A 26407-nucleotide genomic window follows, 5' to 3' on the forward strand; every position below is an offset into this window, starting at 1 on the left:
GAGGGCGATCCCAGAGTGGTCCGAGGGTGGTCCGGTTGGGCCGTCTGGCGGGTCCTTTCGGACCCCTCAGGACCTGGTCATCGGGGTCCACCGGACATGGCTAGGAATGACTAGTCCCTTCGGACATCGCAGAACTACACGAATGGGCCATGTCGTTGCAGTGCCAACCCTTCCTATGGTTTCAGCACATCGAGACGGACATAAGGCGCACGCACATGCACCTTGAACAGCAGCATCTGGAGGCACTGGGATGACGATCGCACCGGCCCGACCCACCCGACAGGGTGCTGCGAACGGCTGGGTCGAGGACTGGGCCCCTCTGGGCTCCTGCTCCACCGCCGACCCCGACGCCCTCTTCGTCCAGGGCGCGGCCCAGCAGACTGCCAAGGTCGTCTGCCAGCGGTGCCCCGTGATCGCCGAGTGCCTGGCGGACGCCCTCGACAACCGCACCGAGTTCGGCGTGTGGGGCGGGATGACCGAGCGTGAGCGCCGGGCCCTGCTCAAGCGCCGCCCCAACATCACCTCGTGGGCCAACCTCTTCGCAGCCGCGCGCGGCCAGTCCCGCGACGAGCAGAGCGCCTGAGCGCGCCGCTCTCCACCAGCCACCCGGGCCGGTCACCTCTTCGGGAGGAGGCCGGTCTGAGGTCTTTCCGGGGCAGGTCCGGGGCGGGCACGTCAGCCGTGGGCGCCCGGTCGGGGGGGTGGGTCACCGACCGGGGCGGTCAGTAGCCGGGCGGTCAGCGACCGGGCGGTCAGCGACCGGGCGGTCAGCCGCCGGGCGGTCAGCCGCCGGTCAGCGCGGTGGCGACCTCGCGCAGCCCCTCGAGGTCGTGGATGTCCTGGGCCGCGGCCGGCACCTCCACGAGGGGTATGCCGGGGTGCCCGGCCGTGAAGCGGGCCACCTGCCGCTGCTGGCGGTCGGCCGTCTCCGCGAGGGTGGCATGGAGGCGCAGCAGCCCCTCCGTGGTGGCGGTCGTCGAGGTGGTCGTGCCCGCGTCGCTGTCGGCGAGCTGCTCGGCGGCGGCCAGCGCCCGTGACGCACTGAGCGACGGGGCGGCGACGCGCTGGACGCGGTTGACGACCAGGCCCGCGAGCGGCATCCCCTCCTCGTCGAGGCGACCGGCGAAGTACGACGCCTCGCGCAGGGCGTCGCGCTCGGGGGTGGCGACGACGACGAACGCCGTCTCGGCCGCCTTGAGCAGGGCGTAGGTCTGGTCGGCCCGCTCGCGGAACCCGCCGAACATGGTGTCGAGGGCCGCGACGAACGTCTGCACGTCCTGCAGCAGCTGCCCACCGAGCAGCCTCGACATCGTGCTCGTGGCCACCTGCACCCCCACGCTGAACACCTTGAGCCCGGCCCGGCCGCCGGCCTTGGCCGGGGCCGTCAGCAGCCGGATGAAGCGGCCGTCGAGGAAGGACCCGAGCCGCTTCGGGGCGTCGAGGAAGTCCAGCGCCGAGCGGGACGGCGGGGTGTCGACGACCACGAGGTCCCACCGGCCGGTGCGGTCGGCCTCGGCCCGCAGCTGCCCCAGCTTCTCCATGGCCATGTACTCCTGCGTGCCCGCGAAGGAGCTGGAGACCGCCTGGTAGAAGGGGTTGGCGAGGATCTGGGCCGCCTTGTCCGGGGCGGCGTGCTGCTCCACCACCTCGTCGAAGGTGCGTTTCATGTCGAGCATCATGGCGTCGAGCGAGCCGCCCTCGGCGCCCGCGCCGGCGACCGGCCGGGGGGTGTTGTCGAGCTCGGTGAGGCCGAGCGACTGGGCCAGCCGCCGGGCCGGGTCGATGGTGAGCACGACGACCTTGCGCCCGTGCTCGGCGGCCCAGAGGCCGAGGGCTGCCGCGGTGGTCGTCTTGCCGACGCCCCCGGCTCCGCAGCAGACGACGATCCTGACCTGCTGGTCGGCCAGCAGGTCGCCGAGGTCGAGGCCCGGCGCGGTGGCGGGAGCGGTGGCGGTGCGGCGGGCGGGCATCAGATCATCCCCTGCTCGGCGACAGCGTCCGCGAGCACGGAGATGCCGCCGCCCTCGGTGCCCTCGGGCAGCAGCGGCAGCCGTACGGTGAGGCGGCCCTCCTGCGCGAGGATCGCGTCCTGCTCCCGCTCCAGGGCGAGGCGGTCGGCGTGCTCGGCGGCATCGGCGAGCAGTCCGCCGACCACGGTCGCGGTGGCCCGGACGCGCACCGAGGACAGGTCGGCGGTGACGCGCTCGGCGAGGGAGCCGGTGCGTCCGGCACGGACGGCCGCGAGGTCGCGGTCGGACAGCAGCGGGTCGCGCAGCTGGTTCACCACGATCGCGCCCAGCGGGAGGTCGGCGGCGCGGAGCTCGGCGAGCGCGTCGACGGTCTCCTGCACCGGCATCTCCTCGAGCAGCGTGACGACGTGCACGGCCGTGGTGTGGCTGCGGACCATGCGGGTGATCGACTCGGCCTGGGAGTGGATCGGACCGACCCGGGCGACGTCGGCGACCTCGGCGTTGACGTTGAGGAAGCGGACGACGCGGCCCGTCGGCGGCGCGTCGAGGACGACCGCGTCGTAGGCGAGCCCCCCGCCTCGGCCGCGCCGACCGGCGGCCTCGTACACCTTCCCGATGAGCAGCACGTCCCGCAGGCCGGGGGCGATCGTCGTCGCGAAGTCGACCGCCCCGAACTTGTCGAGCAGCCCCATGGCGCGGCCGACCTTGTAGAACTTCTGGAGGTACTCGCCGAGCGACTGCTTGGCGTCGACCGAGATGGCCCACAGCTCGCCGCCGCTGCGGTCGTGCACGATGCGGGTCTCGGTGTGGCCGAGCGGCGGCACGTCGAACGTCTGCGAGATGCCCTGGCGCCCCTCCACCTCGACGAGCAGCACCCGTTTGCCCTGGCGGCTCAGGCCGAGCGCGAGGGCGGCGGCCACCGTCGTCTTGCCGGTGCCGCCCTTGCCCGTGACGACGTGCAGGCGGACCTTGGACGGGTCGTGCCCCGCCCGGTCCTCGGAGCCTGCGCGGGCCGCCGCCGCACCGCGCACGGGTCGGTCCACGGGCGCAGGCATGGGGCCCAGCCTAGGAGGCGAGCAGGTCCACGGCCGCGGCGACCTCGGCGAACGCCGGGTGCTCCGGGTCGATCAGCCCGTAGTGGCCGCCGGTCTCCACCGGCATGAGGCGCACGGAGGGCCCGCGGTGCTGCGCGGCATACCGGGTGGTCAGGTCGAACGGCACCACCTCGTCGTCCACGGCGTGCACGAGGATGACGGGCACCGACGGCGAGAGCCGCGCCGGGTCGGCCTCGGCATAGGCCTCCGGCACCTGCGCGGGGGTGCCGCCCAGGAACGCCGGTATGGCGCCTCCGCCCACCCCGGAGGCCTCGCCGTGGGCGAGGTCCAGGACGCCCGCGAGGCTGACGACCCCGCGCAGGCCGTGGGCCCACGGCTGCGCCGCGGCCCACGCGACGAGCTGCCCGCCGGCGGAGTGGCCGACGAGGACGAGGGGGTGGGCGAGGTCGGGGTCGCGGCGGATGGCGCCGACGGCAGCGGCGAGGTCCTCCGCGGTGCCCGGCCAGCCCCCACCCGTCATCCCGGGCCGGCGGTACTCGACCACGGCGGTCGGGTGGCCGGCGTCGGCGAAGGCCTGCGCCTGGCGGCTGGCGTGGGCGCGGTCGTAGTCCAGGCGCCAGAAGCCGCCGTGCACGACGACGACGGTCAGGGCGCGGGTGACGCGCTCCGGGAGGCGCACGTCGTAGACCTGGACCTCGTGGTCGCCGTACGCGGTCGTGCGCGTCGGCGGGGCGGCCCGCTCGTCGAGCACCTGGATGGGGTCACGCCTGCCGACAGAGGCCATGCGCCCATCCTGCCAGCGGTGGCTAGGCTGCGGGCATGCAGAAATGGGAGTACGCGACCGTGCCGCTGATCGTCCACGCGACCAAGCAGATCCTCGACCAGTGGGGCGAGGACGGCTGGGAGCTCGTGCAGGTCCTGACCGGGCCCGACGGCAACGGCCTGGTGGCGTACCTGAAGCGGGAGAAGGCCTGACCAATGAGTGCAGTCGAAGATCGCCTGGCCGAGCTCGGCCTGTCCGTCCCCGAGGTCGCCAAGCCGGTGGCCGCCTACGTCCCTGCCGTCCAGGACGGGCGCCGGATCTACACCTCCGGGCAGCTGCCCATGGTGTCCGGTGAGCTGGTGCAGACCGGCAAGGTCGGCGACGGCCACGGGCTGGTGCCCGCCGACGACGCCAAGAAGCTCGCGGAGATCTGCGCGCTCAACGCCATCGCTGCCGTCAAGGGCATCGTCGGCGACCTCGACAAGGTGACCCAGGTGGTCAAGCTCGTCGGGTTCGTCGCCTCGGACCCCTCCTTCACCGGCCAGCCCGGGGTCATCAACGGTGCGAGCGAACTCATGGGCAAGGCCTTCGGCGACGCGGGCATCCACGCCCGGTCCGCCGTCGGCGTCGCCGTGCTCCCGCTGGACGCCCCCGTCGAGGTCGAGATCGTCGTCGCCCTCGCCGACGACTGAGCCCCCGGGGACCCGCGCGGTGCTCCGCGACTTCCCGGTCAGCGAGTCACCGTCGCTGCGTGCGCGCATCGACGCGTGGCTCGCTGACCCGGACCCGTCCTCGGCCCCCGAGCCACGCCTCGCGGCGACCGTCATGTTCGTCCGCGACGGGGCGGCCGGGGTCGAGGTGTTCATGCTGCGCCGGGTCGCGACCATGGCCTTCGCGCCGCGCATGATGGTCTTCCCCGGTGGCGGGGTCGACCCCCGCGACGCCGAGGCGCACCTGCCCTGGGCCGGGCCGAGCCCGGCCGCGTGGGCGCAGCAGCTGCGGGTCGACGAGGCCCGGGCGCGCGAGCTCGTCGCCGCCGCGGTCCGCGAGGTGTTCGAGGAGTGCGGTGTCCTCCTGGCCGGTCCGTCGGCCGACGCCGTCGTCGACGACCTCGCCAGCGACCACTGGCGCGAGCAGCGACGGCGGCTGCTGGACCGCGAGGCGTCCCTGTCCCAGGTGCTGGTGGAGCACGGCCTCGTGCTGCGCTCGGACCTGCTCGGCTACCGCGCCCACTGGGTGACCCCGGTGTTCGAGGCCCGCCGTTACGACACCCGGTTCTTCACCGCTGCCGTGCCCGCCGGGCACCGCGCCGACGACGGGACGACGGAGGCCGACCTCGCCACCTGGGTCCGGCCGGCCGAGCTGCTGCAGGCGTGGAGGGACGGCGAGGCGCTCATGCTCCCGCCCACCGTGGTCGCGGTGGAGGAGGTCGCTGCAGCCTCGTCGGCCGCGGAGTTCATCGCCGAGCGCCCGGTCGTCGAGACCGTGCAGCCGGAGCTCGTCGACACCGGGTCGGGCGTCGTCCTGCGGGCGACCCTGCCGCGATGAGCGAGGCACCACCGACCCCGTCAGCCGCCGTCGGCGAGTGGGCCGGCGGCCAGGTCACCGAACGGGCGCTGTGCGTCCTGTGCCCCAACCCCGGGCCGATGACCCTCGACGGCACCAACACGTGGGTCCTGCTCGAGCCCGGTGCCACCGACGCCGTGGTCATCGACCCCGGCCCCCTGCACGAGGAGCACCTGCGCGCAGTGGTCGCCGCGGTGGAGGCGCGCGGGGCCCGTGTCGCCCAGACCGTCCTCACCCACGGCCACGCCGACCACGCCGAGGGTGCCGAGCGCTTCGCCGAGCTGACCGGAGCGCCGACCCGGGCCGTGGGTCGTGGCCACGACGACCTCGGTGACGGCGACGTCGTCCGCGCCGGAGGACTCGAGCTGCGGGTCGTCGCGACCCCGGGCCACACCTCTGACTCCCTGTCGTTCGCGCTGCCCGCCGACCACGCCCTGCTCACCGGCGACACCGTCCTCGGCCGCGGCACCACGGTGGTCGCGCACCCCGACGGCGAGCTCGCTGCATACCTCGACTCGCTCGCGCGCCTCGCTGCGCTCACGGGCGGTGGGTCGGTGACCTCGATCCTGCCCGGGCACGGGCCGGTCGTGCCCGACGCCGCGGCGATGGTCGCGTTCTACCGGCGGCACCGCGCCGAGCGCCTCGAGCAGGTGCGGCAGGCGCTCGCCGACGGGGCGGCGCAGGCCGACGACCCCGTGCAGGCCGTGGTGGAGCGGGTGTACGCCGACGTGCCCCGCGAGGTCTGGCCGGCGGCAGCGCTGAGCGTGGCTGCGCAGCTGGAGTACCTGCGCGCCCGCCCCTGAGGAGCGGACCTAGCGGGCGCGGCGCTTGAGCCGCTCGACGTCGAGGATCAGGACGGCGCGGGCCTCGAGGCGCAGCCAGCCCCGGGTCGCGAAGTCGGCGAGGGCCTTGTTGACCGTCTCGCGGGAGGCGCCGACGAGCTGGGCGAGCTCCTCCTGGGTGAGGTCGTGGGCGACGAGGATGCCCTCCTCGACCGGCCGGCCGAACCGGGCCGACAGGTCGAGCAGCGCCTTGGCCACGCGACCGGGGACGTCGGTGAAGACGAGGTCGGCGAGGTTCTCGTTGGTGCGGCGCAGGCGCTGGGCCAGGGCGGCCAGCAGGACCTTCGCGACGGCGGGGCGGCCCGCGAGGAGGCCGTTGAGGTCCTCGTTGCCGAGGCCGAGCAGCTGGGTCTCGGCGACCGCGGTGGCGGTCATCGTGCGCGGGCCGGGGTCGAACAGGCTGAGCTCGCCGAACATCTCGCCCGGGCCGAGGATCGCCACGAGGTTCTCGCGGCCGTCGGGGGAGCGGCGGCCGAGCTTGATCTTGCCCTCGCGGATGACGTAGAGGCGGTCGCCCTGGTCGCCTTCGTTGAAGAGCACGTCGCCACGCTCGAGGCGCGTCTGGGTCATCGACTGCATCAGCGTCGAGGACGCCTCCTCGTCGAGGGCAGCGAACAGCGGGGCTCTTCTCACCACGTCGTGATCCACGGGCGACAGTGTGCCATGCGGCCGGAGGTGGCTGTCCCCGGTGACCGGGGCCCTCGTCAGCGGCGACCCGTAGGCTGGCCGGGTGCCCCGATCCGTCGCCCCTGCCGCGGCCAGCTCGCCCCGCGAGGAGTCCCCGGTCGCCCTGACCAGGCGTGCCCGGAAGATGTACCGCGTGCTCCACGAGCACTACCCCTATGCGCACTGCGAGCTCGACTTCGAGTCCCCGCTGCAGCTGCTCGTGGCCACGGTGCTGTCCGCGCAGACGACCGACGTCATGGTCAACAAGGTGACGCCGCAGCTGTTCGCCCGGTACCCCGACGCCGCCGCCCTCGCCGGGGCCGACCGCGAGGAGATGGAGGCGCTGCTCAAGCCCACCGGGTTCTTCCGGGCCAAGACCAACTCGGTGATGAAGCTCGGCGCCGACCTCGTCGAGCGGTTCGACGGCGAGGTGCCCCCACGGATGAAGGACCTGGTCACCCTCCCCGGGGTCGGGCGCAAGACCGCCAACGTCGTGCTCGGCAACGCCTTCGGCATCCCCGGCATCACCGTCGACACCCACTTCGGCCGGCTCGTGCGCCGGTTCGGCTGGACCGCCGAGGAGGACCCGGTCAAGGTCGAGGAGGTCGTCGGCAGGCTCATCCCCCGCAAGGAGTGGACGATGCTGTCCCACGTCCTGATCTTCCACGGCAGACGCACCTGCCACGCCAGGAAGCCCGCCTGCGGTGCCTGCCCGATCGCCCGGCTGTGCCCCTCCTACGGCGTCGGCGAGACCGACCCCGTCAAGGCGGCGAAACTGCTCAAGTTCGAGATGGCCGAGGGCGCCGACAACCCGTATGCCGCGCGCACGGCCGACGTCGTGGCCGCAGCGGGCGGCGCGGAAGCTGCCGACGCGTCGTGACGGAGCGTCGCCAGCGTCCTGGGTGGATCGACCGTGCGCACCGGGGGATCGCGGACGGTGAGCGCGGGTTCTTCGACCGGTTCGCCCCCCCGCCCAGCGGTGGTCGCCGCTCGAGCGTGCTGCTGCTCTTCGGACCGGCCGACGGTGGGGGCGAGGACGTCGTGCTCACCGAGCGCGCCCACACCCTGCGCACCCAGCCGGGCGACATCTCCTTCCCCGGCGGCAAGCGCGAGCCGCACGACGCGTCGAACGCCGCTGCGGCACTGCGCGAGACCCAGGAGGAGGTCGGGATCGACCCGGCCACCATCGACGTGGTCGCCGAGCTGCCCGACATCTACCTCAGCCCGCGGCGGTTCGTGGTGACGCCGGTCCTCGCGTGGTGGCGCGAGCCGGGGCACGTCGACGACATCGACCCCGGCGAGGTCCACCGCGCCGTGCGCGCCCCGCTGGCCGACCTGCTCGACCCGGCGGCCCGGTTCACCGTGACCCACCCCAGCGGCTACGTCGGCCCGGGGTTCGAGTTCGACGGGTTGTTCGTCTGGGGGTTCACTGCCGGCCTGCTGTCGGCCGTGCTCGATTTCGGTGGCCTGACCATCCCGTGGGACCGTGGGGTGGAGCGACCGCTCCCTGACTGCTACCGGCCCGGTGGCCCGCGGGACGCCCTGACCCAGACCGCGACGGAAGGCCGAGCCTGAATGTTCCTCGGACTCACCCTTCTCGACTTCCTGCTGCTGGTGCTGTTCGTCAGCTACGCCGTCACCGGCTACCGCCAGGGCCTGGTCGTCAGCGTGATGTCGCTGGCCGGGTTCCTGGCCGGCGGCGCCCTGGCCATGTGGCTGCTGCCGCTGGCGGTCAGCCAGTGGAGCGACCTCGAGACTGCGCCGCTGCTGCGGACGGTGGTGCTCATCGCCGGCGTCTTCATCGTCGCCTCCGCCGGGCAGGCCCTGGCCGTGGCCCTCGGCGGACGGCTGCGCTCGCGACTGCGGATCAAGCCGGCCCAGGTCTTCGACGCCGGCCTCGGTGCGATCGCGGTGGTGCTGTCGGCGGCCGTCCTCGTGTGGTTCATCGCCGGGGCCCTGCGCGGTGGGGCGCCCGCACCGATCGCCAGGGCGATCGGTGAGTCGCGGGTCCTGCGCGTCATCGACGGGGTGGTCCCGCCGGGGACGTCCAGGCTCTTCGCCGGATTCCGGGAGGTGCTCGACCGCGAGGGCTTCCCGCGCGTGTTCAACGGGCTCGAGGCCGAGCGCATCGCCCCCGTCGCCCCACCGGACCAGCGGGTCGCGCAGACGCCGGGGGTCCGCGACGCGGCCGCCTCGGTCATCAAGATCACCGGCGTCGCCACCTCCTGCAACCGCGGCCAGGAGGGCAGTGGCTGGGTGGTGTCACCCGGACGGGTCGTGACCAACGCCCACGTCGTGGCCGGTATGCAGTCGGCCACCCTGCGCGTGCACGGCACCGGCCGCTCCTACACCGGCCGGGTCGTCCTCTTCGACGCCAGGCGTGACCTCGCGGTGCTGTCGGTGCCGGACCTGCCGGCTCAGCCGCTGAGGCAGGGCGAGGACCTCCAGCGCAGCGACAGCGGCGTGGTCGCCGGCTTTCCGCTCGACGGGCCCTACCGCCTCGACGCCGCACGGGTCCGCGAGGTCATCCAGGCCCACGGCTCCGACATCTACGGCCGTCCCGGCACCAGCCGCGAGGTCTACTCGCTCTACGCCCAGGTGCGCCCGGGCAACTCCGGTGGCCCGTTGCTGTCGACCGACGGCCGCGTCGTCGGCGTCATCTTCGCCAAGTCGCTCGACGACGCCAGCACCGGCTACGCCCTGACGATGGACGAGGCGCGACCCGTGCTTGACGCCGCGGCCAGCGCGTCCTCGCCGGTCGACACCGGTCCCTGCGTCGCGGGCTGAGAGTTCCCGCGCCCGCGCCGCTCGGTGGCAGGAACCGCGGCGCTCAGGCGTGGAGCGAGTCGAGCCACCCGACGAGCCGGTCGCTGACCTCGTCGGGCGCCTCCTCGGGCAGGAAGTGCCCGGCGCGCGGCACGAGGCTGCGCTCGTGGCGGCCGGTGCACCACTCCTGCGCCCCGCCGGCCGTCGACGGCAGCACCGCGCCGTCGCGCTCACCGTGCAGCTGCAGCACCGGGACGGTGATCGGGGTCCGCATCCGGGCTGCGAAGCGCCAGCCGTCGGGGCGCGCCTGGCTGCGCACCAGCCACCGGTAGTACTCGGCCGCCGAGTGCGCCACGAACGGCAGCGCCATCGCGTCGGCGTAGACCTGGGCCTCCTCGGGCGACGGCCAGATCCCCTCGGGGGAGGCCCACTCGCGCAGCAGGCGCTGCACGTAGCCGCCGTGCACGGTCATCTGGTGCTCGGGGACGAAGGGTCGTTGCAGCCCGGCGAGGTAGGCGTTGGCCCGGGCCTGCCGGGCACTGGTGAACGACGCCCTGCGGAACACCAGCGGGTGCGGCATCGACAGCGACGCGATGGCGCGGGTGACGGTCGGCTGCAGCGTCGGCATGCTCCACGCGATCCAGCCGCCCCAGCCGTGCCCGACCACCGGCGCACGGGAGGCGCCGAGCGAGCGCAGGACACTTGCGACGTCCGTGGCGGAGGTGCGCGTGTCGTACCCGCGCGGGGGCTTGTCCGACGCGCCGTACCCGCGCAGGTCCATGGCGCAGGCGCGGTAGCCCGCGTCGGCGAGGGCCTGCATCTGGTGGCGCCAGGCCCACCAGAACTGCGGGAAGCCGTGCAGCAGCAGCACGACGGGGCCCTCGCCCTGCTCGGCGACGTGGAAGCGGGCACCGTTGGCCGCGACGAAGCGGTGCTCCCACGGGCCGTCGATGAGCGCCATCGAGGCGTCGAGACTCATGCGGGGGAGTATGCCGTGCAGCGAGAGCGACTGTTCACGCGTTTGGGGGCCAGAAGGTGAACCCCAAGTCACCTTCTGGCCCCCAAACGCGGGTGAAAGGGGCTCAGTCGCCGGACTTGAGCGCCTGGACGGTCTCCTGGGCGTTCTTGATGGTGCGCTCCGGTTTGCCATTGACCTTGGCGATGTTGTTCTTGCCGACCAGGGCGAGGATGCCTGCGACGGCGAACAGCAGGGCCGTGGTGATGAGGTAGCCGGCCCACTCGGGCAGCCAGATGTCGAGCACGGCGACGATGGTGTGGAAGAAGAAGATGAGGCCGAGCAGCCCGACGAACGCTGCCGCCCCGAACATCGCGGCGCTCTTGCCGGCGGTCTTGGCCTCGGTCGTGATCTCCGCCTTGGCGAGCGCGATCTCGCTGCGGACGATGGTCGACATGTCGTGGGTGGCGTCAGCCACCAGCTGGCCGAGCGTGCGCTCGGGCGTGGGACCGTTCGGTGTGGTCATGTCGTCATTCCTCCGTGTGGCTGGACCTGCCGTCACGACCCTACCCAGTGCGGTGGGGAGACCGCCCCCTGGCGAGGGTGGTTACAGTCGACGCATGGACGCCGACGACCAGGCCCGGGACCGCGGATGAGGGCGCGCGACCTAGCGCAGGAGTTCCCCACCGTCGACCTCGGCGACGACGCACTGGTGGCGGCGCGCACCATGGCCGAGAGCGGCCGGCCCGGGCTGGTCGTCCTCGATGACAGGGGGAGGGCGTGCACCGTGCTCCCGGGTTCGCAGGTGCTGCGCCTCGCGGTGCCGGTGTACGTCCAGAGCGACCCCCACCTCGCCAGGGTGTACGACGAGAAGGCAGCCGACGAGCTCTTCGGCAAGCTGTCCGGCAAGACGGTTCGCGACCTGCTGCCTGACGCCCATGACCACGCCGAGCTGCCCGTGGTCGACCCGGATGCGACGTCGATCGAGGTGGCAGCGGTGCTGGCCAGGATGCGCAGCCCACTGGCCGTCGTCAGCGAGGGCGACCGCGTCCTCGGGGTGATCACGGTCAGCCGCCTCCTGAGGGCCCTGCTGCCTGCTGCCCCGGACCCCACCGGTCATGACGAGCCGCGCGGATCGACCTCGGACGGGGAGCCAGAGCTCCGTTGACCACGTACCTCGTCGTCGCGGCATTCGCGGCTGCCTACATCCTCATCGCCACCGAACGCATCCACCGCGTCGCGGCGGCCCTCTGGGGCGCGGCAGCCATGGTCGTGCTCGGGGTCGTCGACGCGAAGACCGCCTTCTTCAGCGAGGAGACGGGCATCGACTGGAACGTCGTCTTCCTGCTCCTGGGCATGATGGTGATCGTCGGGGTCCTGCGCCAGACCGGGGTCTTCGAGTACCTGGCCATCTGGGCCGCCAAGCGTGCGGGTGGACGGCCCTTCGCGGTCATGGTGATGCTCGTGGTGATCACGGCGGTGGCATCGGCCCTGCTCGACAACGTGACCACGGTCCTGCTCGTGGCGCCCGTGACCCTGCTCGTCTGCGACCGCTTGGGGCTCAACCCGGTTCCGTTCCTCATCGCCGAGGCCATGGCATCGAACATCGGCGGGACCGCCACCCTCGTCGGTGACCCGCCGAACATCATCATCGCGAGCCGGTCGGGGCTCTCGTTCAACGACTTCGTCCTGAACATGACGCCCATCGTGGTGGTGCTGTTCCTGGTGTTCATCGGCCTGTGCCGGGTCATGTTCCGCCGGAGCTTCACCTATGACGCCGAGAAGGCCGAGGCGGTGATGGAGCTCGACGAGCGCGAGGCGATCGAGGACCGGGGGCTGCTGCTGAAGGCCCTGGTGATCCTGGGTCTGGTGCTCGTCGGCTTCGTCTCCCACTCCGCGCTCCACCTCGAACCCTCGATCGTGGCCCTCCTGGGCGCCGGGGCGGCGGTGGCCGTGTCCAGGCTGGAACCGGGTGAGTACCTCGGTGAGGTGGAGTGGTCGACGCTCGTCTTCTTCGGTGGCCTCTTCGTCATGGTCGGAGCGCTCGTCGAGGTCGGTGTGGTCGGGTCGGTGGGCCATGCGCTCACGGAGGCGGTCGGTGACCGGCTGCTGCTGGCGACGAGCGTGGTCCTGGGCGGGTCCGCCGTGCTGTCCGGGATGGTGGACAACATCCCCTACGTCGCGACCTTGGCGCCGATCATCCAGGACCTCGTCGGGAAGAGCACTGACGCGCAGCACCAGGCTCTCTGGTGGGCCCTCGGCCTGGGCGCCGACCTCGGGGGCAACTCCACGGCCGTGGGTGCCAGCGCCAACGTCGTGATCCTCGGGATCGCGGCGCGCAACGGCCACCGCATCAGCTTCTGGCAGTTCACCAAGTACGGACTGGTGGTCACGTCGGCCACGGTCACGCTCTCGTGGGCCTACCTCTGGCTCCGCTACTTCGTGCTGGCCTGAGGCTCGAAGCAGTCGGGCACCCCGTCCCCGTCGGAGTCCAGCGCCTCCTCCTCCTCCAGACGCCGGTACACCGTGTTCCTGCGGCGCAGCACGAGCGCTGCCAAGGACGCCGAGACCACCGACCCGATCAGGACGGCCAGCTTCGCGTGCTCGAGCCGGTCGGTCTGGTCGGCGAAGGCCAGCTCGCTGATGAGCAGGGAGACCGTGAACCCCACGCCCGCCAGCAGGGAGAGGCCGAGCACGTCCCACCAGGACAGGTCGTCATCGAGCCGGGCCCGGGTGAAGCGGGCCACGGCCCAGGTCCCGACGAACACCCCGACGAGCTTGCCCAGGACCAGGCCGGCGACGGCACCCAGGACCACGGCGTCGGTGACCGCCGCGCCCAGGTTGCTGCCGACGACCGTGACGCCGGCAGCGAAGAACGCGAAGACGGGGACCGCCACGCCTGAGGACAGGGGGCGCAGGCGGTGCTCGAAGTGGTGGGCGACATCGGCGGAGGCGTCGAGCGTGCTCGCCCGGGGGACACTACGCCGCGGCCGGACCGGCACGGTCAGCCCCAGGAGGACGCCGGCAACCGTGGCGTGGATGCCGGACGCGTGGACCAGCGCCCAGACGGCGACGCCCAGCGGTACCAGCAGCCACCAGTGGGTGATGCGCCGCTGGACGAGAAAGGCGAACGCGGCCAGGGGGATGGCCGCCAGCGCGAGCATCGGGAGGTCGAGGTCGCTGGTGTAGAAGATGGCGATGATGCTGATGGCGACCAGGTCGTCCACCACGGCCAGGGTCAGCAGGAAGCTGCGCAGGGCCGATGGAAGGTGCGTCCCCACGACCGCGAGGACCGCCAGGGCGAAGGCGATGTCGGTGGCCGTCGGGATCGCCCACCCACCCAGGGCGTCTGCGTCCGCTCCCAGGCCGGTGACGGTGACGGCGTACACGATGGCAGGGACCGCCACCCCGCACAGGGCCGCGGCGACGGGCACGGCCGCCTTGGCGGGGCTGCGCAGGTCACCCACGAGGAACTCCCGCTTGAGCTCGAGGCCTGCCACGAAGAAGAAGATCGCCAGCAGCCCGTCGGCTGCCCAGGTCCCGAGCGTGAGATCGAGGTGCAGGGCGTGCGGACCGATGGTGAAGTCCCGGAGTCCCTCGTACGTCTCGTGCCACGGGGTGTTGGCCCAGACGAGCGCGGCGACGGCCGCCACGAGCAGGATGGCGCCGCCGACGGTCTCGGTCCGCAGGGCTCTGGCGACGTACTGCGCCTCCTGCCAGGTCGAGCGGGCGAAGAGGCGCGGGCGCAGGGGGTTCAGGCTCACGGAGGCCTTCCTTGGTCGGCGAGGAACAAGACGCTGCCACTCGCTGGGGCAGCGACGCCGACCAGACTTCCCGGCTCACCAGCACCAAGGGTATCCGGCGCGGCCGGCGCGGTGCTCCCGCGACCAGCTCGCGGGACCACTGGCGCCCCGTGGCTCAGCGGGCGGTGAGCCGCTCGACCCACTCGGCCGGCCAGGGCGCGCTCGACGGGCGCCCCGGCCCGGTGCGGTCGAGGTGCACGGTGACGTAGCGGCCGCGTACGGCGCGCTCGCGGGGCGCGCCCTCGAACTCCTCGCCCCAGACCTCGAACACGAAGGTCATCGAGGAGGTCCCGAGCTCGGTCACCGACACCGTCGTCGTCACCTCCTGGCCGAAGAACAGGGGCGCCTCGAAGTCGGCCTCGTAGCGCACCCTCGGGGCCACGGGGAAGTAGCCGTCGAGGCCCCGCTCGCGCGTCAGTGACGCCTCGACGGACTCGACCAGCCGCAGCACGGTGCTGTTGTGGTAGATCCCGGCTGCATCGGTGTCGACCCACTCGATGCGCGAACGCAGGGTGGCGCTCGCGATGACGGGACGGTCCAGTGCGGTCACGCCGACACGGTCTCAGGAGCCGCCTCGGCCGCCCCCACCGACCCCGGCCGCCACCGCAGGTGCACGTCGCCCGAGTCGCCCTCACGCAGGAGCGCCAGGCGCGGCGGCACCTTGTCGGTGCGTGACGTCGGCGGCCGCCGCCGGCCGGCCTGCCACTGCACCGGCCACTCGGCAGCGGGTCCCGCGTAGTCCTGCTCCGCTGCTGCGTGCAGGGTCCACTGGGGGTCGTAGAGGTGGGTCCGGCCGAGCGCGCACAGGTCGGCGCGTCCGGCGAGCAGGATCGAGTTGACGTCGTCGTGCGACGAGATCGCCCCGACCGCGATGACCGCGACCCCGGCCGGGCGGGCGACCTCGTGACGGATCCGGTCGGCGAACGGCGTCTGGTAGGACCGCCCGAACGCCGGCTTCTCGTCCTTGGTCACCTGCCCCGACGAGACGTCGATGGCAGCTGCGCCGTGCTCGATGAAGGCCCGCGCGATCTCGACCGCGTCGTGCTCGGTGTTGCCGTCCGGCGCCCAGTCGGTGGCCGAGATGCGCACGGTCACGGGCACGTGGTCGGGGACCACGCCGCGTACGGCGTCGAACACCTCGAGGGGGAAGCGAAGGCGGTTCTCGAGCGAGCCGCCGTACTCGTCGGTGCGGACGTTGGAGAGCGGCGACAGGAACGACGAGAGCAGGTAGCCGTGGGCGGCGTGCACCTCGACGAGGTCGAACCCGGCCTCCACACCCCGACGCGCTGCGTCACGGAAGTCGGCGACCACCTGGTCCATGTCGGCGCGCGTCATCTCGCGTGGAACGTGGCAGCCGTCGCCGTAGGGGAGCGCGGACGGGCCGACGACCTCCCAGTTGTCCTGGGCGAGGGGCTCGTCCATGCCGTCCCACATGAGCTTGGTCGAGCCCTTGCGCCCCGAGTGGCCGAGCTGCAGGCCGATCCTGCCGGTGCTGCGCTCATGGACGAACGCCGTGATCCGGGCCCAGGCGTCGCGCTGCTCGTCGTTCCACAGGCCGGGGCAGCCCAGGGTGATCCGGCCCTCGGGCGACACACAGGTCATCTCCGACATCACCAGGCCCGCGCCGCCGAGCGCCTTGGACCCGAGGTGCACGAGGTGGAACTCGCCGGGCACACCGTCGACCGCGGAGTACATGTCCATGGGTGAGAGGATGACGCGGTTCTTGAGCTCCAGCGCGCCGATCCGCGTTGGCTGGAACATCGCCGGCGCGGCCTCGTCGACCCCGCTCTCGTCGACCTCGCCATCGCCGACCGCAGCTCCTCGTGCGAACGCGGCCTGGATGCGGGCGGCGAACTCGGCGTCGCGGTCCTTGAGGTTCTCGAAGGTGATCCGGCGCGAGCGGGTGAGCAGGTTGAAGACGAACTCGTCGTGGTCCTGCCCCGCGTACATGCCGATGTTCTCGAACCACTCGAGGCTGGCCTGGGCCGCGCGCTGGGTCGACTCGACGACCGGCTTGCGCTCCTCCTGGTATGCCGCAAGGGCTTTGGGCACGGTGTCGTGCTCGTGCAGGCAGGCGGCGAGGGCCAGGGCGTCCTCCATGGCGAGCTTGGTGCCGGAGCCGATGGAGAAGTGCGCCGTGTGGGCGGCGTCGCCGAGCAGGACGACGTTGTCGTCGTGCCACTTCTCGTTGCGGACCGTGGTGAAGCTCAGCCACTTGGAGTTGTTGGTGAGGATGTGGTGGCCGCCGAGGTCGTCGGCGAAGATCTCGGCGACCCGCTGCACGGCGTACTCGTCGGACACCCCCGGAGGGAACACCTCGTGCTCGGTACGGTCGAAGCCGGCCCGGCGCCACACGTCCTCGTGCATCTCCACGATGAACGTGGATCCCTTGTCGGAGTAGGGGTATCCGTGGATCTGCATCGTCCCGAACCCGGTGTTGCGGACGATGAACTGGAAGGCCTCGAAGACCAGGTCCGTGCCGAACCAGATGTACTTGTTGTGGCGGCGGTCGAGGCTGGGCCCGAACGCGTCGGCGTAGCGGGTCCGCACCTGCGAGTTCAGCCCGTCGGAGGCGACGACCAGGTCGTACTCGGCGCGGAGCCGGTCGGTGTCCGGCGCCTCGGTGCGGTAGTGGACCTCCACACCCAGCTCCGCCACCCGGGCCTGCAGGATGCGGAGCAGCTCCTTGCGGCTCATCGCCGCGAAGCCCTGCCCGCCGATGGTGGAGGAGCGCCCGTCGACGGCCACGTCGATGTCGGTCCAGCGCGCGAACTGCCGCTCCATGGCGCCGTAGATCGCGGTGTCGGCGCTCTCGATGCCGCCGAGGGTCTCGTCGGAGAACACCACTCCGAACCCGAAGGTGTCGTCGGGGGCGTTGCGCTCCCAGACCGTCACCTCGTGGCCGGTGTCGAGCTGCTTCATCAGGGCGGCGAGGTAGAGGCCGCCGGGCCCCCCGCCCACGATCGCGATCCTCATGACGACTCCTGCCCGGTGCGGACGGCCTGCTCGCGCAGCTTGAAGTGCTGGAGCTTGCCGCTGGTGTTGCGCGGCAGCTGGTCGACGAAGCGGACGCGGCGTGGGTACTTGTACGGCGCCAGCGTCGCCTTGACGTGGTCCTGGATCTCGCGGGCCTTCGCGTCGTCGCCGACCACGCCCTCGCGCAGGACGACGAACGCGCTGACGATCGAGCCGCGCTCGGGGTCGGGCTCGCCCACGACACCGGCCTCGACGACGTCGGGGTGCCCGTCGATGGCGGCCTCGACCTCGGGGGCGCCGATGTTGTAGCCGGAGCTGACGATCATGCTGTCGGTGCGGGCCCGGTAGAAGAAGTAGCCGTCCTCGTCCTGCACGAACGTGTCGCCGGTGACGTTCCAGCCGTTGACGACGTAGCCGAGCTGCCGGTCGTCGTCGAGGTAGCGGCAGCCGACCGGCCCGATGACCGCGAGCCTGCCCTCGGTGCCGGGCGGGACCGGCTCGTCGTCGGCGCCGAGGATCGTGGCGCGGTAGCCGGGCACGGGTCTTCCGGTGCTGCCGGGGCGGATGTCGTCGCCGGCCGCGGAGATGAAGATGTGCAGCATCTCGGTCGCGCCGATCCCGTCGATGATGGCCAGCCCGAGCTCGGCACGGATCGCCTCCCAGACCTCTTGGGCGATGTGCTCGCCGGCGCTGACCGCGGCCCGCAGGCCCTTGAGCCTGGGCAGGTGGCCAGCCTTGATGATCTGCTTGTAGGCCGTCGGCGCGGTCGCGAGGACGGTGACCCCGTGCTCCTCGACGAGCTCGGCGAGCTGGGCGGGGGTGGCTGCCTCGGTGAGCAGCGCGCACGCCCCGGCCCGCAGGGTGAACACCACGAGCATGCCCAGCCCGAACGTGAAGGCGAACGGCGCGGTGCAGGCGACGACGTCGTCGGGCTGCAGGCGCAGGACGTGGCGGCCGAAGGTGTTGTCGATCGAGAGCACGTCGCGGTGGAAGTGCGTGGTGACCTTCGGGACGCCGGTGCTGCCGGAGGTGGGCCCGAAGAGGGCGACGTCGTCGGCAGCGGTGTCGACGCCCGTGTAGCTGCCGGACTTTGCGGTGACCCGTCGGGTGAGGTCGTCGTCGGTGTCGCCGCCGTAGGGCACGACCACGAGGCCCGGGGCCACGGTGTCGCGGACGGTCTCGACGTCCTCGGTGAAGCGGTGGTCGACCAGGGCCACGGCGGGGCGCGTCTTCTCCACGACCGGGCCGAGCTCCCGGGCGCGCAGCGCGGCCATCGTGGTGACGACCACGCCGCCGGCCTTCAGCGTGCCGAGCCAGGCGGCGACGGTCCAGGGGTTGTTGGGGGAGCGCAGCAGGACGCGGTTGCCGGGCACGAGCCCGAGGTCCTCGGTGAGGACGGCGGCGACCTGGTCGACGGTCCGCAGCAGCTCGCCGTAGGTCCACACCGTGCCGTCAGGGGTGCGCAGGGCCGGCCGGTCCGGCCCGTGGGTGGCCACCGTCGCGTCGAGGAGCTCGACGGCGGCGTTCAGCCGTTCGGGGTACTGCAGGTCCGGCGTCGTGAACTCGAGCGTGGGCCACTGCGCCATCGGCGGGAGGTGGTCTCGCGCGAAGGTGTCGGTGTGCCCGCTCGGCGAGAGCGTGGCCGTCGCGTCGGCGGCGTGTGGCGTGGTCGACATCAGTGACCTCCGGAGGTGGCGCGGATCATGCCTTCCTGGACGACGGTGGCGAGGTGCTCACCGTCGGGGGTGAAGAAGCGGCCGAGGCCGACACCGCGACCGGAGTCGGCGGCCACCGCCTCCTGCGCGTAGAGCAGCCAGCCGTCGAGGGCACCCGGTGCCGGCGGGCGGTGGAACCACATGGCGTGGTCGAGGCTGGCGGTCACCAGACCGGGCTGCGCCCAGGGCAGGTCGAGGACGCGCAGCACCGGCTCGAGGATCGTGTAGTCGCAGACGTAGGCGAGGGCGGCGAGGTCGCGCTGGCTGTCGGTGAGCCCGTCGACCGGGCGCAGGGCGCCGAACGGCTTGACCCACAACGCCTGGTGCGGCGCGCTGCCGCCGTCGACCTCCAGGTAGACCGGTCCGGGCACGTGGCGCATGTCGAAGCTGCGCCCGCCCGACCAGTACGCCTTGGACTCTCCGGTCATCGTCGAGCCGTCCCCCGGCTCGCGGTCGGCGAGGTATGCCGCGGAGCTGGGCAGCGTGTCCGGTGCGGGGACGTCGGCCGGTGCCGACGCGGCATACCGCCCGCCGTCCTCCCCGGCGGCGAAGCCGACGAGGCACGTGTAGGCGGGCTTGCCGTTCTGGAACGCCCGCACCTGCCGGGTGGCGTAGCCGCGGCCGTCGCGCAGGACCTCGACCTCGTAGGTGACGGGGGCACCGATGTCGACCGGGCGCATGAAGTAGCTGTGCATCGAGTGCATGGTCTTGCCGTCGGTCACCGTCAGCATGGCTGCGGCCGCGGCCTGGGCGACCATGTCGCCGCCGTACGCCTTGGGCCACGGGCACGGCTGGGTGGTCGCGGTGAAGGCGACGTCGAAGTGCTGCGCCGCAACGGGTTCGAGGGCCAGGGCGTTCGTGACGACCTCGGACGTCGGGTGCGTCACGGGCGGTCCGCCCAGTGCCGCAGGTCGGCGTCGTCGACCTGCGGGAGGTTGACGACGATGTTCTCCGGCGTGCGGGTGGTCATCCAGGTCAGGGGGTTGTTGCGGTCGAGGTTGCACTCGACGTGCGGCATGAACGGCGGCACGAAGACCCAGTCGCCCTCGGCCATGTCGATGTAGTCCTCGAAGCGCTCGCCGAAGTAGATCCGGGCGCGGCCGGACAGCACGTAGCCGCCGGTCTCGGCCTCGCCGTGGTGGTGGGGGACCGAGCGGTAGCCGGCCTCGTTGCTCACCTTGCCGAACCACAGCCGCTTCGCCGGGGTGTGCTGGATGCTGACGCCGGAGATCCGGCTGGCGCCACCGGACTGCCCGGTGTCACCACCCTCGGAGCCGCCGCGGGTGACGACGGGGACGACCAGGCCGTTCTCGTTCGCCCAGGCCGAGGGGTCGCCCTCGAGCTGGTACTTGCTGAAGTCGGGTTCCACGGGGGCTCCTTCGTCGGTCCGGGCAGTGGTCTGGGCAGTGGTCTGGGCGGTGGTCTGGGTGCTGGTTCGGGTGGTCGCCGCGGTCGTCGGTCAGGTCAGGCGGATGGTGTTGCGCAGCAGGCCGATTCCCTCGATCTCGGTCTCGAGGACGTCGCCGTCGCTGAGGAAGCGCTTCGGGTCGCGAGCGACGCCGACCCCGCCGGGGGTGCCGGTGAGGACCAGGTCGCCGGGGCGCAGCACCGTGAAGGTCGAGATGTAGGCGAGCAGGTCGGCGGCGTCGAAGACCAGGGTCGCGGTGCTGTCGCGCTGCACCTCCTCGCCGTTGACCCGGCAGGTGACCGTGAGGCCCGCAGTGGGGTCGACCTCGTCGGGCGTCACGACGACGGGGCCGGTGGGCGTGGAGCCGTCCCACGCCTTGCCCTGGAACCACTGCAGCGTGCGGTACTGCCAGTCGCGCACCGAGACGTCGTTGGCCACCGTGTAGCCGGCGATGGCGGCCGTGGCGGTCGCCCGGTCCGCGCCCCGGAGGGTCGTGCCGACGACCACGGCGAGCTCGGCCTCCCAGTCGACGTCGGTGCCGGCGAGGAGCCGGACGTCGTCGGTGGGGCCGACCAGGCTGTCGGCGTACTTCGCGAAGAGCGTGGGGTGGCTGGGCAGGTCGCGGCCGGTCTCGCGGATGTGCTCCCCGTAGTTGAGTCCGCAGCAGATGACCTTGCCGGGGTGGGGAAGGGGGGTCAGCGGCTCGGCGCCGGCGAGGACGTCGCCGGTCACCGTGGCCGGGTCGAGGGTGCCGCCGGCGGCGAGGAAGGCGGACAGGTCCGGGGCATACCGGTCCGTCCCGGGCAGCAGGAGCGCGCGCCAGCCGTCGTCGGTGAGGACGGCGGCACGGGTGGTGCCGGCATGGGCGACGGTGCCGAGCTGCATATAGCGAGATTTTCACGACCGTCGTCAAACGTCAATAGGTCCGCTAGGCTCGAGGACCACCGGAGCACGCCCACCGACCTGGAGGTCCGATGTCCGCCCACCCGCTCACCCCGGTCCCCGTCAACCCCGCCTCGCTGCCGACGCCGAGCGGCTACTCGCACGGGACGCTGTCGGGCAACACGTTGTACCTCGGAGGGCAGACGGCGCTCGACGCGCAGATGCAGATCGTGCCGGGCGGGATCGTCGAGCAGTTCCAGCAGGCGTTCTCCAACGTCCTGGCGACCCTGGCCGAGGCCGGCGGTGTGCCCGAGGACCTCGTGAGCATCACGATCTACCTCACCGACATCCCGGACTACCAGGCGCACGGGCGCGAGATCGGCCGCGCCTGGCGCGAGCTGGCCGGGCCGGTCTACCCCGCGATGGCCGGCATCGGCACGACGGCGCTGTGGCAGCCCGAGGCCCTCATCGAGATCGTCGGCGTCGCCGTCATCCCTGACGAGCGGCTCCTGCCTCCGCGGTGACGAAGTCGTGGGCCGGGCCCGCGAGCACGCGGTGCAGGGCGAAGAACGTCTCGGCCGCCCTCGTGCCCGACCACGAGGCGGGCAGCAGGTCTGTGGGCAGGCCCGGGTCGAGGTAGGGAAGCCGGCGCCACGCCGTGAGGGCGCGCACGTAGTCGGCGAACGCGTCCGGCCCCGACGGCACCTCTCGTCGGGCGGCCCACGCCTGCCGGGCGGGCTCGTGGGCCTCGAGGAAGTCGGTGTAGAGCTGCTCCAGCGTCACGAGGTCCCACCACTGGGCGACCTTGGCCGCCGGGTCGCCGAAGGCGAGGTACTCCGCGCGGAAGAGGTCGACGTACGGGTCGAGCCCGTCGCCAAGCAGCACCTCGCGCGCGTCGTCGGCGAGGTGCCCGGGGGCGATCCACACCCCCGAAGACACGGTGCCGAAACCGAGCCAGGACAGGCGCGACCGCAGCGCATGGCGCTTCTGCCGCTCCGACTCGGGCACGGAGAAGACGACCACCACCCAGTCGTGCGCCTGCTGCTCGCGGCGGGCGAAGATCCGGCGGTCGCCGACCTCGAGCACCGCGCGGGCGTACTCCGACAGGGCGTAGCCGGCGACGCCACCGCGGCGCTCCGCCTCGACGATGCCGCGGCGCTTGAGCCGCGACAGCGACGACCGCACGGCCTGCTCGTCGACACCGGCCGCCGCCATGAGGCGGATCAGGGCGCTCACGCTGATCCAGCCGCCGAACTCGCGGACGTAGAGGCCGAGCATGGTGACGATGAGTGCGCGCGGCGGCAGGGGTCCCCGTTCGCTGCCGCCCTCGAGCTCCGTCGTCGTCACGGGAGGCAATGTATCCGGCGGCGCGGCGTGGTCCCGTGACGACCGCGGGTGCGGCCCCTTGCCGGACGGTGGGGTGCAGCCACCTGTCGGGCCGTGCTTGTCCGGGGCGGCCACCGGGCCCTAGTCTTCCGTAGGACAGAAGCGGAACTCCATATCGTGGAATTGCGAGGTCGTCAGATGGCAGCACCGAGCCCCGGCTACTCCATCACCGTGCGGGCCGAGGCGCCTGCTGCGATCGACACCACCGGCACGCTGGCGGCAGCGGTGGCGGACGCCGGTGGCGCCCTCACGGCCCTCGACGTCGTCGAGTCGCGCTCGCAGGTCCTTGTGGTCGATGTGACCTGCAACGCCTCCGACGCCGACCACGCCGAGCGGATCACCGCAGCGATCGCCGCCGTCCCGGGGGTGAAGGTGCGCAAGGTCAGCGACCGCACGTTCCTCCTGCACCTCGGCGGCAAGCTGGAGGTCAACCCCAAGGTGCCGCTCAAGCACCGGGACGACCTCTCCCGCGCCTACACGCCGGGGGTCGCCCGGGTCTGCCTCGCCATCGCGGCCAACCCCGAGGACGCACGCCGGCTGACCATCAAGCGCAACACCGTGGCGGTGGTGACCGACGGGTCCGCCGTGCTCGGGCTCGGCAACATCGGCCCCGCGGCGGCGCTGCCCGTCATGGAGGGCAAGGCGGCGTTGTTCAAGCGGTTCGCCGGGGTGGACGCCTGGCCGGTCTGCCTCGACACCCAGGACCCCGAGGAGATCATCTCCATCGTCAAGGCCCTGGCCCCGGTGTACGGCGGCGTCAACCTCGAGGACATCTCGGCACCCCGGTGCTTCGAGATCGAGCGGCGACTGCGCGACGAGCTCGACATCCCGGTGTTCCACGACGACCAGCACGGCACCGCCATCGTCGTCATGGCGGCCCTCACCAACGCGCTGCGGGTGGTGGGCAAGAACTTCGGGGACGTGCGCATCGTGGTGTCCGGCGTCGGTGCCGCGGGCCACGCGATCATCAGGCTGCTCGACGCGCAGGGCGCCACCGACATCATCGGGTGCGACCGGCACGGAGCGCTCGACCCGGACGCCGAGCACCGCGACGAGTTCCGCGGCTGGATCGCCGCCAACACCAACCCCCGCCGGGTCCGCGGCACTCTCAAGGAGGTCCTCGCCGGGGCCGACGTGTTCGTGGGGGTCTCGGCCCCCAACCTGCTGGACGGCGACGACATCGCCACCATGGCTCCCGACGCCATCGTCTTCGCGCTCGCCAACCCCGACCCCGAGGTCGACCCGGTCGCGGCCAGCCGCCACGCCGCGGTCGTCGCCACCGGGCGGTCCGACTACGCCAACCAGATCAACAACGTGCTCGCCTTCCCGGGGTTCTTCCGAGGCCTGCTCGACGCCGGCGTCAGCGACATCACCGACGAGATGATGATCGCCGCGGCGACCGCCATCGCCGACTGCGTGCACCGCGACGAGCTCAACGCCAGCTACATCGTGCCCAGCGTCTTCGACCCCGACGTCGCGCCGGCGGTCGCAGCAGCCGTGCGGCGCGTGGCCGGCGTGCACGGACACCACACTGACGACCCCGAGGACGCCCACGCATGACCTTCGACGCCACCGACCTCACCGCCGAGCTCGACACCCACCTTGCGGACGCGGATGCCTTTCTCGCACAGGCATTCCCGGGTGAACGGGCCGCTCGGCAACCCGTCCACACCGTCTACGTCCCGGCCGACCGCTACGACGCGGGCCTCGTGCCGCGCTGGGGCAAGGAGGCGCTCGCGGCGCTCGACGAGCACGGGGGCAGTGCGACCGAGTACGCAGCGGTGCTGGGACTGCCTGCCGACCTGGCCGACGAGGTGGTCACCCGCGTCCGGGCCAAGCTCGCGAGCGAGCCTGTCGAGGACCTGCGCATCGACCTCGAGGACGGCTATGGCGTGCGGTCCGACGACGAGGAGGACGCCGCGGTCGATGCCGCTGCAGCCGCGCTGCGTGCGGCCCTCGACGCGGGGGATGCGGCCCCCTTCAACGGCATCCGGTTCAAGAGCTTCGAGGCGCCGACCCGGGCCCGGGGCGTCCGCAGCCTTGCGCGGTTCGTCGAGGCGGTGACGGTGGACGGACGGCTGCCGGACGGGTTCGTGGTGACGTTGCCCAAGGTGACGTCGGTGGACCAGGTCGAGGCGATGGTCACCGCCTGCTCCCGGCTCGAGACGGCGTTCGGGCTGCATTCGGGCGTAATGGGTTTCGAGATCCAGGTGGAGACTCCGCAGTCGATCCTCGGCCCGGACGGCACCGCCCTCGTCGCCCGGATGGTGCACTCCTCGGCCGGACGGTGCACCGGCTTGCACTACGGCACCTACGACTACTCCGCCTCGTGCGGCATCGCGGCGGTCTACCAGTCGATGGAGCACCCGGCCGCCGACCACGCCAAGGCCGTGATGCAGGTCGCCGCCGCAGGCACCGGCGTCAGGCTCTCCGACGGGTCGACCAACGTCCTGCCGGTCGGCGACCGCGACCAGGTCCACGCGGCCTGGGCGCTCCACGCCCGGCTGGTGCGACGGTCGCTCGAACGCGGCTACTACCAGGGCTGGGACCTTCACGCTGCCCAGCTGCCCAGCCGCTACGCCGCGACCTACGCCTTCTACCGCGAGGGCCTGCCGGCGGCCGCCGAACGCCTGCGCAACTACGTCGGGAGCGTCGACTCCGGCGTCATGGACGAGCCCGCGACGGCGAGGGCGCTGGCTGACTTCGTCGTGCGCGGGTTGGACTGCGGCGCGGTCGACGCCGACGAGGTCGAGGCGCTGACCGGCATCGACCGCGCGAGGATGGACGTCCTGGCCCGCCGCTCTGCCTGACCCCTCTCCCCCCTCTTCGGTTTGGGGGCGCGAGGGTGCGGTATTGCGCACGTTCTGGCCCCCAATGTTCCCGGTGCGCCCACCCTCTCCGCGCTTTGGGGGCGCGAGGGTGCGGTTTTGCGCACTCTCCTGCCCCCAAACCTCAGGATGGTGCGCGGAGAAGTAGCGTGAGCGGCATGCGGGTGCGCGTGGAGTTCACGACCGAGCCGTTCCACGGCGAGGACGACGACGTGCCCGCCCACGTCACCGCCGCGGCGGACGCGCTCCGGGAGGCGGGCCTCGCGCCCGACCTGGGCCCGCTCGGTACCAGCGTCGATGGCGAGGCCGAGGCCGTGGTGCCCGCCGTCGCCGACGCGATGCGGGCGGCGCTGGCCGGCGGCGCCACGCGGATGACGCTCACGCTGAGCGACCTGGCCGCGCCCACGGAGCACGGGGTGGCGCCGGCGACGGCGGGCGGGCGGCGTACCCAGCCGGTGGGCCAGCCGACGGACCTCTCGGACGGCCTGGCGCGCCTCATCGCGGCGGTCGAGGTGGAGCTGGGCAGCCCGCTGGCCGACCTGCCCCGCGCCGGCAAGCAGCAGGCCGTGCGGCTGCTGGAGGAGCGCGGTGCCTTCGAGATGCGCCGCAGCGCCGAGACGGTGGCCGAGGCGATGGGCCTGACCCGCTTCACCGTCTACAACTACCTCAACCGCGTCCGCGAACCGGCCGAGCCACCCGCCGGCTGAGCGCCGAAGTCCGGGACTTCGGGCCAACGCAGGCGCGGGAGAGCCGAGGTCTGGGACTTCGGGCCAACGCAGGCGCGGGAGAGCCGAGGTCTGGGACTTCGGGGCGCGCGAGCCCACCT

28 protein-coding genes are annotated in these 26407 nt (G+C 72.5%); 14 read left to right on the forward strand and 14 right to left on the reverse strand.

Annotation, left to right across the window (positions count from 1 at the left end; all coding sequences use genetic code 11):
- Window positions 1-250: 250 nt before the first annotated feature.
- Complete coding sequence (locus AB4Z02_RS05250) at window positions 251-583, forward strand: WhiB family transcriptional regulator (protein WP_056883047.1); 333 nt, start codon at window positions 251-253, stop codon at window positions 581-583.
- Window positions 584-782: 199 nt separating this feature from the next.
- On the opposite strand, the gene AB4Z02_RS05255 is transcribed toward AB4Z02_RS05250, so the two are convergent.
- Genes AB4Z02_RS05255 through AB4Z02_RS05265 form a run of 3 tightly spaced genes read right to left on the reverse strand, consistent with a single transcriptional unit; the run spans window position 783 to window position 3809 of the window.
- A complete protein-coding gene (locus AB4Z02_RS05255) occupies window positions 783-1970 on the reverse strand; it encodes an ArsA family ATPase (RefSeq protein ID WP_441969840.1) in 1188 nt (395 codons plus the stop codon).
- Window positions 1970-3025 carry an ArsA-related P-loop ATPase gene (locus tag AB4Z02_RS05260; RefSeq protein WP_441969842.1) on the reverse strand — a complete coding sequence of 352 codons (1056 nt, stop codon included), beginning with the start codon at window positions 3023-3025 and terminating at the stop codon, window positions 1970-1972. The genes AB4Z02_RS05255 and AB4Z02_RS05260 overlap by 1 nt, the downstream gene beginning before the upstream one ends.
- Window positions 3026-3035: 10 nt before the next feature.
- Window positions 3036-3809 carry an alpha/beta hydrolase family protein gene (locus AB4Z02_RS05265; RefSeq protein ID WP_056883049.1) on the reverse strand — a complete coding sequence of 258 codons (774 nt, stop codon included), beginning with the start codon at window positions 3807-3809 and terminating at the stop codon, window positions 3036-3038.
- Between the two features lie 35 nt (window positions 3810-3844).
- Between AB4Z02_RS05265 and AB4Z02_RS05270 the strand changes: the two genes are divergently transcribed.
- Genes AB4Z02_RS05270 through AB4Z02_RS05285 form a run of 4 tightly spaced genes read left to right on the forward strand, consistent with a single transcriptional unit; the run spans window position 3845 to window position 6157 of the window.
- On the forward strand, window positions 3845-4000 hold the full coding sequence (locus AB4Z02_RS05270) for a DUF4177 domain-containing protein (RefSeq protein WP_140742397.1): 156 nt from the start codon (window positions 3845-3847) through the stop codon (window positions 3998-4000).
- Window positions 4001-4003: 3 nt separating this feature from the next.
- Window positions 4004-4480 (forward strand): RidA family protein, encoded by a 477-nt coding sequence (locus tag AB4Z02_RS05275; RefSeq protein WP_441969845.1) that lies wholly within the window; start codon window positions 4004-4006, stop codon window positions 4478-4480.
- A gap of 19 nt (window positions 4481-4499) precedes the next feature.
- Window positions 4500-5336 (forward strand): NUDIX hydrolase, encoded by an 837-nt coding sequence (locus AB4Z02_RS05280; RefSeq protein WP_441969847.1) that lies wholly within the window; start codon window positions 4500-4502, stop codon window positions 5334-5336.
- Window positions 5333-6157 carry an MBL fold metallo-hydrolase gene (locus AB4Z02_RS05285; RefSeq protein WP_441969849.1) on the forward strand — a complete coding sequence of 275 codons (825 nt, stop codon included), beginning with the start codon at window positions 5333-5335 and terminating at the stop codon, window positions 6155-6157. Before AB4Z02_RS05280 ends, AB4Z02_RS05285 begins: the two co-directional genes overlap by 4 nt.
- Before the next feature lie 9 nt (window positions 6158-6166).
- Here the strand turns inward: AB4Z02_RS05285 and AB4Z02_RS05290 are convergent, their stop codons facing one another.
- Window positions 6167-6844, reverse strand: a complete 678-nt coding sequence (locus AB4Z02_RS05290; RefSeq protein ID WP_056883052.1) for a Crp/Fnr family transcriptional regulator — start codon at window positions 6842-6844, stop codon at window positions 6167-6169.
- 163 nt (window positions 6845-7007) lie between these two features.
- Between AB4Z02_RS05290 and nth the strand changes: the two genes are divergently transcribed.
- From nth to AB4Z02_RS05305, 3 genes are read left to right on the forward strand one after another with little or no spacing between them, the layout of a single operon-like run.
- Window positions 7008-7742, forward strand: coding sequence for an endonuclease III (gene nth / locus AB4Z02_RS05295; RefSeq protein ID WP_441969935.1), 735 nt, complete (start codon window positions 7008-7010; stop codon window positions 7740-7742).
- Window positions 7739-8437 (forward strand): NUDIX hydrolase, encoded by a 699-nt coding sequence (locus AB4Z02_RS05300; RefSeq protein WP_441969851.1) that lies wholly within the window; start codon window positions 7739-7741, stop codon window positions 8435-8437. The genes nth and AB4Z02_RS05300 overlap by 4 nt, the downstream gene beginning before the upstream one ends.
- The gene (locus AB4Z02_RS05305; protein ID WP_441969853.1) at window positions 8438-9649 is read left to right on the forward strand and encodes a MarP family serine protease; all 1212 of its coding nucleotides are present in this window, start codon (window positions 8438-8440) and stop codon (window positions 9647-9649) included.
- Window positions 9650-9692: 43 nt separating this feature from the next.
- Here AB4Z02_RS05305 and AB4Z02_RS05310 read toward each other — a convergent pair whose 3' ends face one another.
- Both AB4Z02_RS05310 and AB4Z02_RS05315 read right to left on the reverse strand, forming a co-directional pair.
- Entirely contained in the window at window positions 9693-10607 is a 915-nt protein-coding gene (locus AB4Z02_RS05310) for an alpha/beta fold hydrolase (protein ID WP_056883262.1), read from the reverse strand.
- A 103-nt stretch (window positions 10608-10710) separates the two neighbouring features.
- Window positions 10711-11109 carry a phage holin family protein gene (locus tag AB4Z02_RS05315; RefSeq protein WP_056883054.1) on the reverse strand — a complete coding sequence of 133 codons (399 nt, stop codon included), beginning with the start codon at window positions 11107-11109 and terminating at the stop codon, window positions 10711-10713.
- Between the two features lie 126 nt (window positions 11110-11235).
- On the opposite strand from AB4Z02_RS05315, the gene AB4Z02_RS05320 reads away from it, so the two are divergent.
- A complete protein-coding gene (locus AB4Z02_RS05320) occupies window positions 11236-11751 on the forward strand; it encodes a CBS domain-containing protein (RefSeq protein WP_441969856.1) in 516 nt (171 codons plus the stop codon).
- Complete coding sequence (locus tag AB4Z02_RS05325) at window positions 11748-13037, forward strand: SLC13 family permease (protein ID WP_441969858.1); 1290 nt, start codon at window positions 11748-11750, stop codon at window positions 13035-13037. Before AB4Z02_RS05320 ends, AB4Z02_RS05325 begins: the two co-directional genes overlap by 4 nt.
- On the opposite strand, the gene nhaA is transcribed toward AB4Z02_RS05325, so the two are convergent.
- The 7 genes from nhaA to AB4Z02_RS05360 all read right to left on the reverse strand — a co-directional run bounded on the left by nhaA (window position 13019) and on the right by AB4Z02_RS05360 (window position 21370).
- Window positions 13019-14347 carry a Na+/H+ antiporter NhaA gene (gene nhaA / locus AB4Z02_RS05330; protein WP_441969860.1) on the reverse strand — a complete coding sequence of 443 codons (1329 nt, stop codon included), beginning with the start codon at window positions 14345-14347 and terminating at the stop codon, window positions 13019-13021. The genes AB4Z02_RS05325 and nhaA overlap by 19 nt on opposite strands.
- A 154-nt stretch (window positions 14348-14501) precedes the next feature.
- Window positions 14502-14936, reverse strand: a complete 435-nt coding sequence (locus tag AB4Z02_RS05335) for an acyl-CoA thioesterase (protein ID WP_441969862.1) — start codon at window positions 14934-14936, stop codon at window positions 14502-14504.
- Window positions 14933-17362, reverse strand: a complete 2430-nt coding sequence (locus AB4Z02_RS05340; protein WP_441969864.1) for a bifunctional salicylyl-CoA 5-hydroxylase/oxidoreductase — start codon at window positions 17360-17362, stop codon at window positions 14933-14935. Before AB4Z02_RS05340 ends, AB4Z02_RS05335 begins: the two co-directional genes overlap by 4 nt.
- Window positions 17359-19038: an AMP-binding protein gene (locus tag AB4Z02_RS05345; protein WP_441969866.1), complete on the reverse strand. Its 1680-nt coding sequence runs from the start codon at window positions 19036-19038 to the stop codon at window positions 17359-17361. Before AB4Z02_RS05345 ends, AB4Z02_RS05340 begins: the two co-directional genes overlap by 4 nt.
- On the reverse strand, window positions 19038-19964 hold the full coding sequence (locus tag AB4Z02_RS05350) for an acyl-CoA thioesterase (RefSeq protein WP_441969868.1): 927 nt from the start codon (window positions 19962-19964) through the stop codon (window positions 19038-19040). The genes AB4Z02_RS05345 and AB4Z02_RS05350 overlap by 1 nt, the downstream gene beginning before the upstream one ends.
- Window positions 19961-20446, reverse strand: coding sequence for a cupin domain-containing protein (locus tag AB4Z02_RS05355; RefSeq protein ID WP_441969870.1), 486 nt, complete (start codon window positions 20444-20446; stop codon window positions 19961-19963). Before AB4Z02_RS05355 ends, AB4Z02_RS05350 begins: the two co-directional genes overlap by 4 nt.
- A 90-nt stretch (window positions 20447-20536) precedes the next feature.
- On the reverse strand, window positions 20537-21370 hold the full coding sequence (locus AB4Z02_RS05360; RefSeq protein WP_441969872.1) for a fumarylacetoacetate hydrolase family protein: 834 nt from the start codon (window positions 21368-21370) through the stop codon (window positions 20537-20539).
- A gap of 89 nt (window positions 21371-21459) precedes the next feature.
- Between AB4Z02_RS05360 and AB4Z02_RS05365 the strand changes: the two genes are divergently transcribed.
- Window positions 21460-21891: a RidA family protein gene (locus AB4Z02_RS05365; RefSeq protein WP_441969874.1), complete on the forward strand. Its 432-nt coding sequence runs from the start codon at window positions 21460-21462 to the stop codon at window positions 21889-21891.
- Here the strand turns inward: AB4Z02_RS05365 and AB4Z02_RS05370 are convergent.
- Window positions 21857-22714 (reverse strand): PaaX family transcriptional regulator, encoded by an 858-nt coding sequence (locus tag AB4Z02_RS05370; RefSeq protein ID WP_441969876.1) that lies wholly within the window; start codon window positions 22712-22714, stop codon window positions 21857-21859. The genes AB4Z02_RS05365 and AB4Z02_RS05370 overlap by 35 nt on opposite strands.
- Window positions 22715-22891: 177 nt before the next feature.
- On the opposite strand from AB4Z02_RS05370, the gene AB4Z02_RS05375 reads away from it, so the two are divergent.
- The 3 genes from AB4Z02_RS05375 (at window position 22892) to AB4Z02_RS05385 (ending at window position 26288) form a co-directional block, all read left to right on the forward strand.
- Window positions 22892-24313, forward strand: coding sequence for an NAD-dependent malic enzyme (locus AB4Z02_RS05375; protein WP_056883065.1), 1422 nt, complete (start codon window positions 22892-22894; stop codon window positions 24311-24313).
- Window positions 24310-25563 carry a DUF6986 family protein gene (locus AB4Z02_RS05380; protein WP_441969879.1) on the forward strand — a complete coding sequence of 418 codons (1254 nt, stop codon included), beginning with the start codon at window positions 24310-24312 and terminating at the stop codon, window positions 25561-25563. The genes AB4Z02_RS05375 and AB4Z02_RS05380 overlap by 4 nt, the downstream gene beginning before the upstream one ends.
- A gap of 176 nt (window positions 25564-25739) precedes the next feature.
- Complete coding sequence (locus AB4Z02_RS05385; RefSeq protein WP_056883067.1) at window positions 25740-26288, forward strand: helix-turn-helix domain-containing protein; 549 nt, start codon at window positions 25740-25742, stop codon at window positions 26286-26288.
- Window positions 26289-26407 lie beyond the last annotated feature (119 nt).

The organism is Pedococcus sp. 2YAF34, assembly GCF_052114585.1.
Lineage (GTDB): Bacteria > Actinomycetota > Actinomycetes > Actinomycetales > Dermatophilaceae > Pedococcus.

Excerpts from the sequence above, each read along its gene's own strand:
- AB4Z02_RS05360 (WP_441969872.1), bottom strand. The coding sequence starts at position 21,370 with ATGCAGCTCGGCACCGTCGCCCATGCCGGCACCACCCGTGCCGCCGTC.
- AB4Z02_RS05275 (WP_441969845.1), top strand. The coding sequence starts at position 4,004 with ATGAGTGCAGTCGAAGATCGCCTGGCCGAGCTCGGCCTGTCCGTCCCC.
- nth (WP_441969935.1), top strand. The coding sequence starts at position 7,008 with ATGTACCGCGTGCTCCACGAGCACTACCCCTATGCGCACTGCGAGCTC.
- AB4Z02_RS05305 (WP_441969853.1), top strand. The coding sequence starts at position 8,438 with ATGTTCCTCGGACTCACCCTTCTCGACTTCCTGCTGCTGGTGCTGTTC.
- AB4Z02_RS05260 (WP_441969842.1), bottom strand. The coding sequence starts at position 3,025 with ATGCCTGCGCCCGTGGACCGACCCGTGCGCGGTGCGGCGGCGGCCCGC.
- AB4Z02_RS05385 (WP_056883067.1), top strand. The coding sequence starts at position 25,740 with ATGCGGGTGCGCGTGGAGTTCACGACCGAGCCGTTCCACGGCGAGGAC.
- AB4Z02_RS05345 (WP_441969866.1), bottom strand. The coding sequence starts at position 19,038 with ATGTCGACCACGCCACACGCCGCCGACGCGACGGCCACGCTCTCGCCG.
- AB4Z02_RS05270 (WP_140742397.1), top strand. The coding sequence starts at position 3,845 with ATGCAGAAATGGGAGTACGCGACCGTGCCGCTGATCGTCCACGCGACC.
- AB4Z02_RS05340 (WP_441969864.1), bottom strand. The coding sequence starts at position 17,362 with ATGAGGATCGCGATCGTGGGCGGGGGGCCCGGCGGCCTCTACCTCGCC.
- AB4Z02_RS05265 (WP_056883049.1), bottom strand. The coding sequence starts at position 3,809 with ATGGCCTCTGTCGGCAGGCGTGACCCCATCCAGGTGCTCGACGAGCGG.
- AB4Z02_RS05250 (WP_056883047.1), top strand. The coding sequence starts at position 251 with ATGACGATCGCACCGGCCCGACCCACCCGACAGGGTGCTGCGAACGGC.
- AB4Z02_RS05255 (WP_441969840.1), bottom strand. The coding sequence starts at position 1,970 with ATGCCCGCCCGCCGCACCGCCACCGCTCCCGCCACCGCGCCGGGCCTC.
- AB4Z02_RS05285 (WP_441969849.1), top strand. The coding sequence starts at position 5,333 with ATGAGCGAGGCACCACCGACCCCGTCAGCCGCCGTCGGCGAGTGGGCC.
- AB4Z02_RS05365 (WP_441969874.1), top strand. The coding sequence starts at position 21,460 with ATGTCCGCCCACCCGCTCACCCCGGTCCCCGTCAACCCCGCCTCGCTG.
- AB4Z02_RS05375 (WP_056883065.1), top strand. The coding sequence starts at position 22,892 with ATGGCAGCACCGAGCCCCGGCTACTCCATCACCGTGCGGGCCGAGGCG.
- AB4Z02_RS05315 (WP_056883054.1), bottom strand. The coding sequence starts at position 11,109 with ATGACCACACCGAACGGTCCCACGCCCGAGCGCACGCTCGGCCAGCTG.
- AB4Z02_RS05380 (WP_441969879.1), top strand. The coding sequence starts at position 24,310 with ATGACCTTCGACGCCACCGACCTCACCGCCGAGCTCGACACCCACCTT.
- AB4Z02_RS05310 (WP_056883262.1), bottom strand. The coding sequence starts at position 10,607 with ATGAGTCTCGACGCCTCGATGGCGCTCATCGACGGCCCGTGGGAGCAC.
- AB4Z02_RS05320 (WP_441969856.1), top strand. The coding sequence starts at position 11,236 with ATGAGGGCGCGCGACCTAGCGCAGGAGTTCCCCACCGTCGACCTCGGC.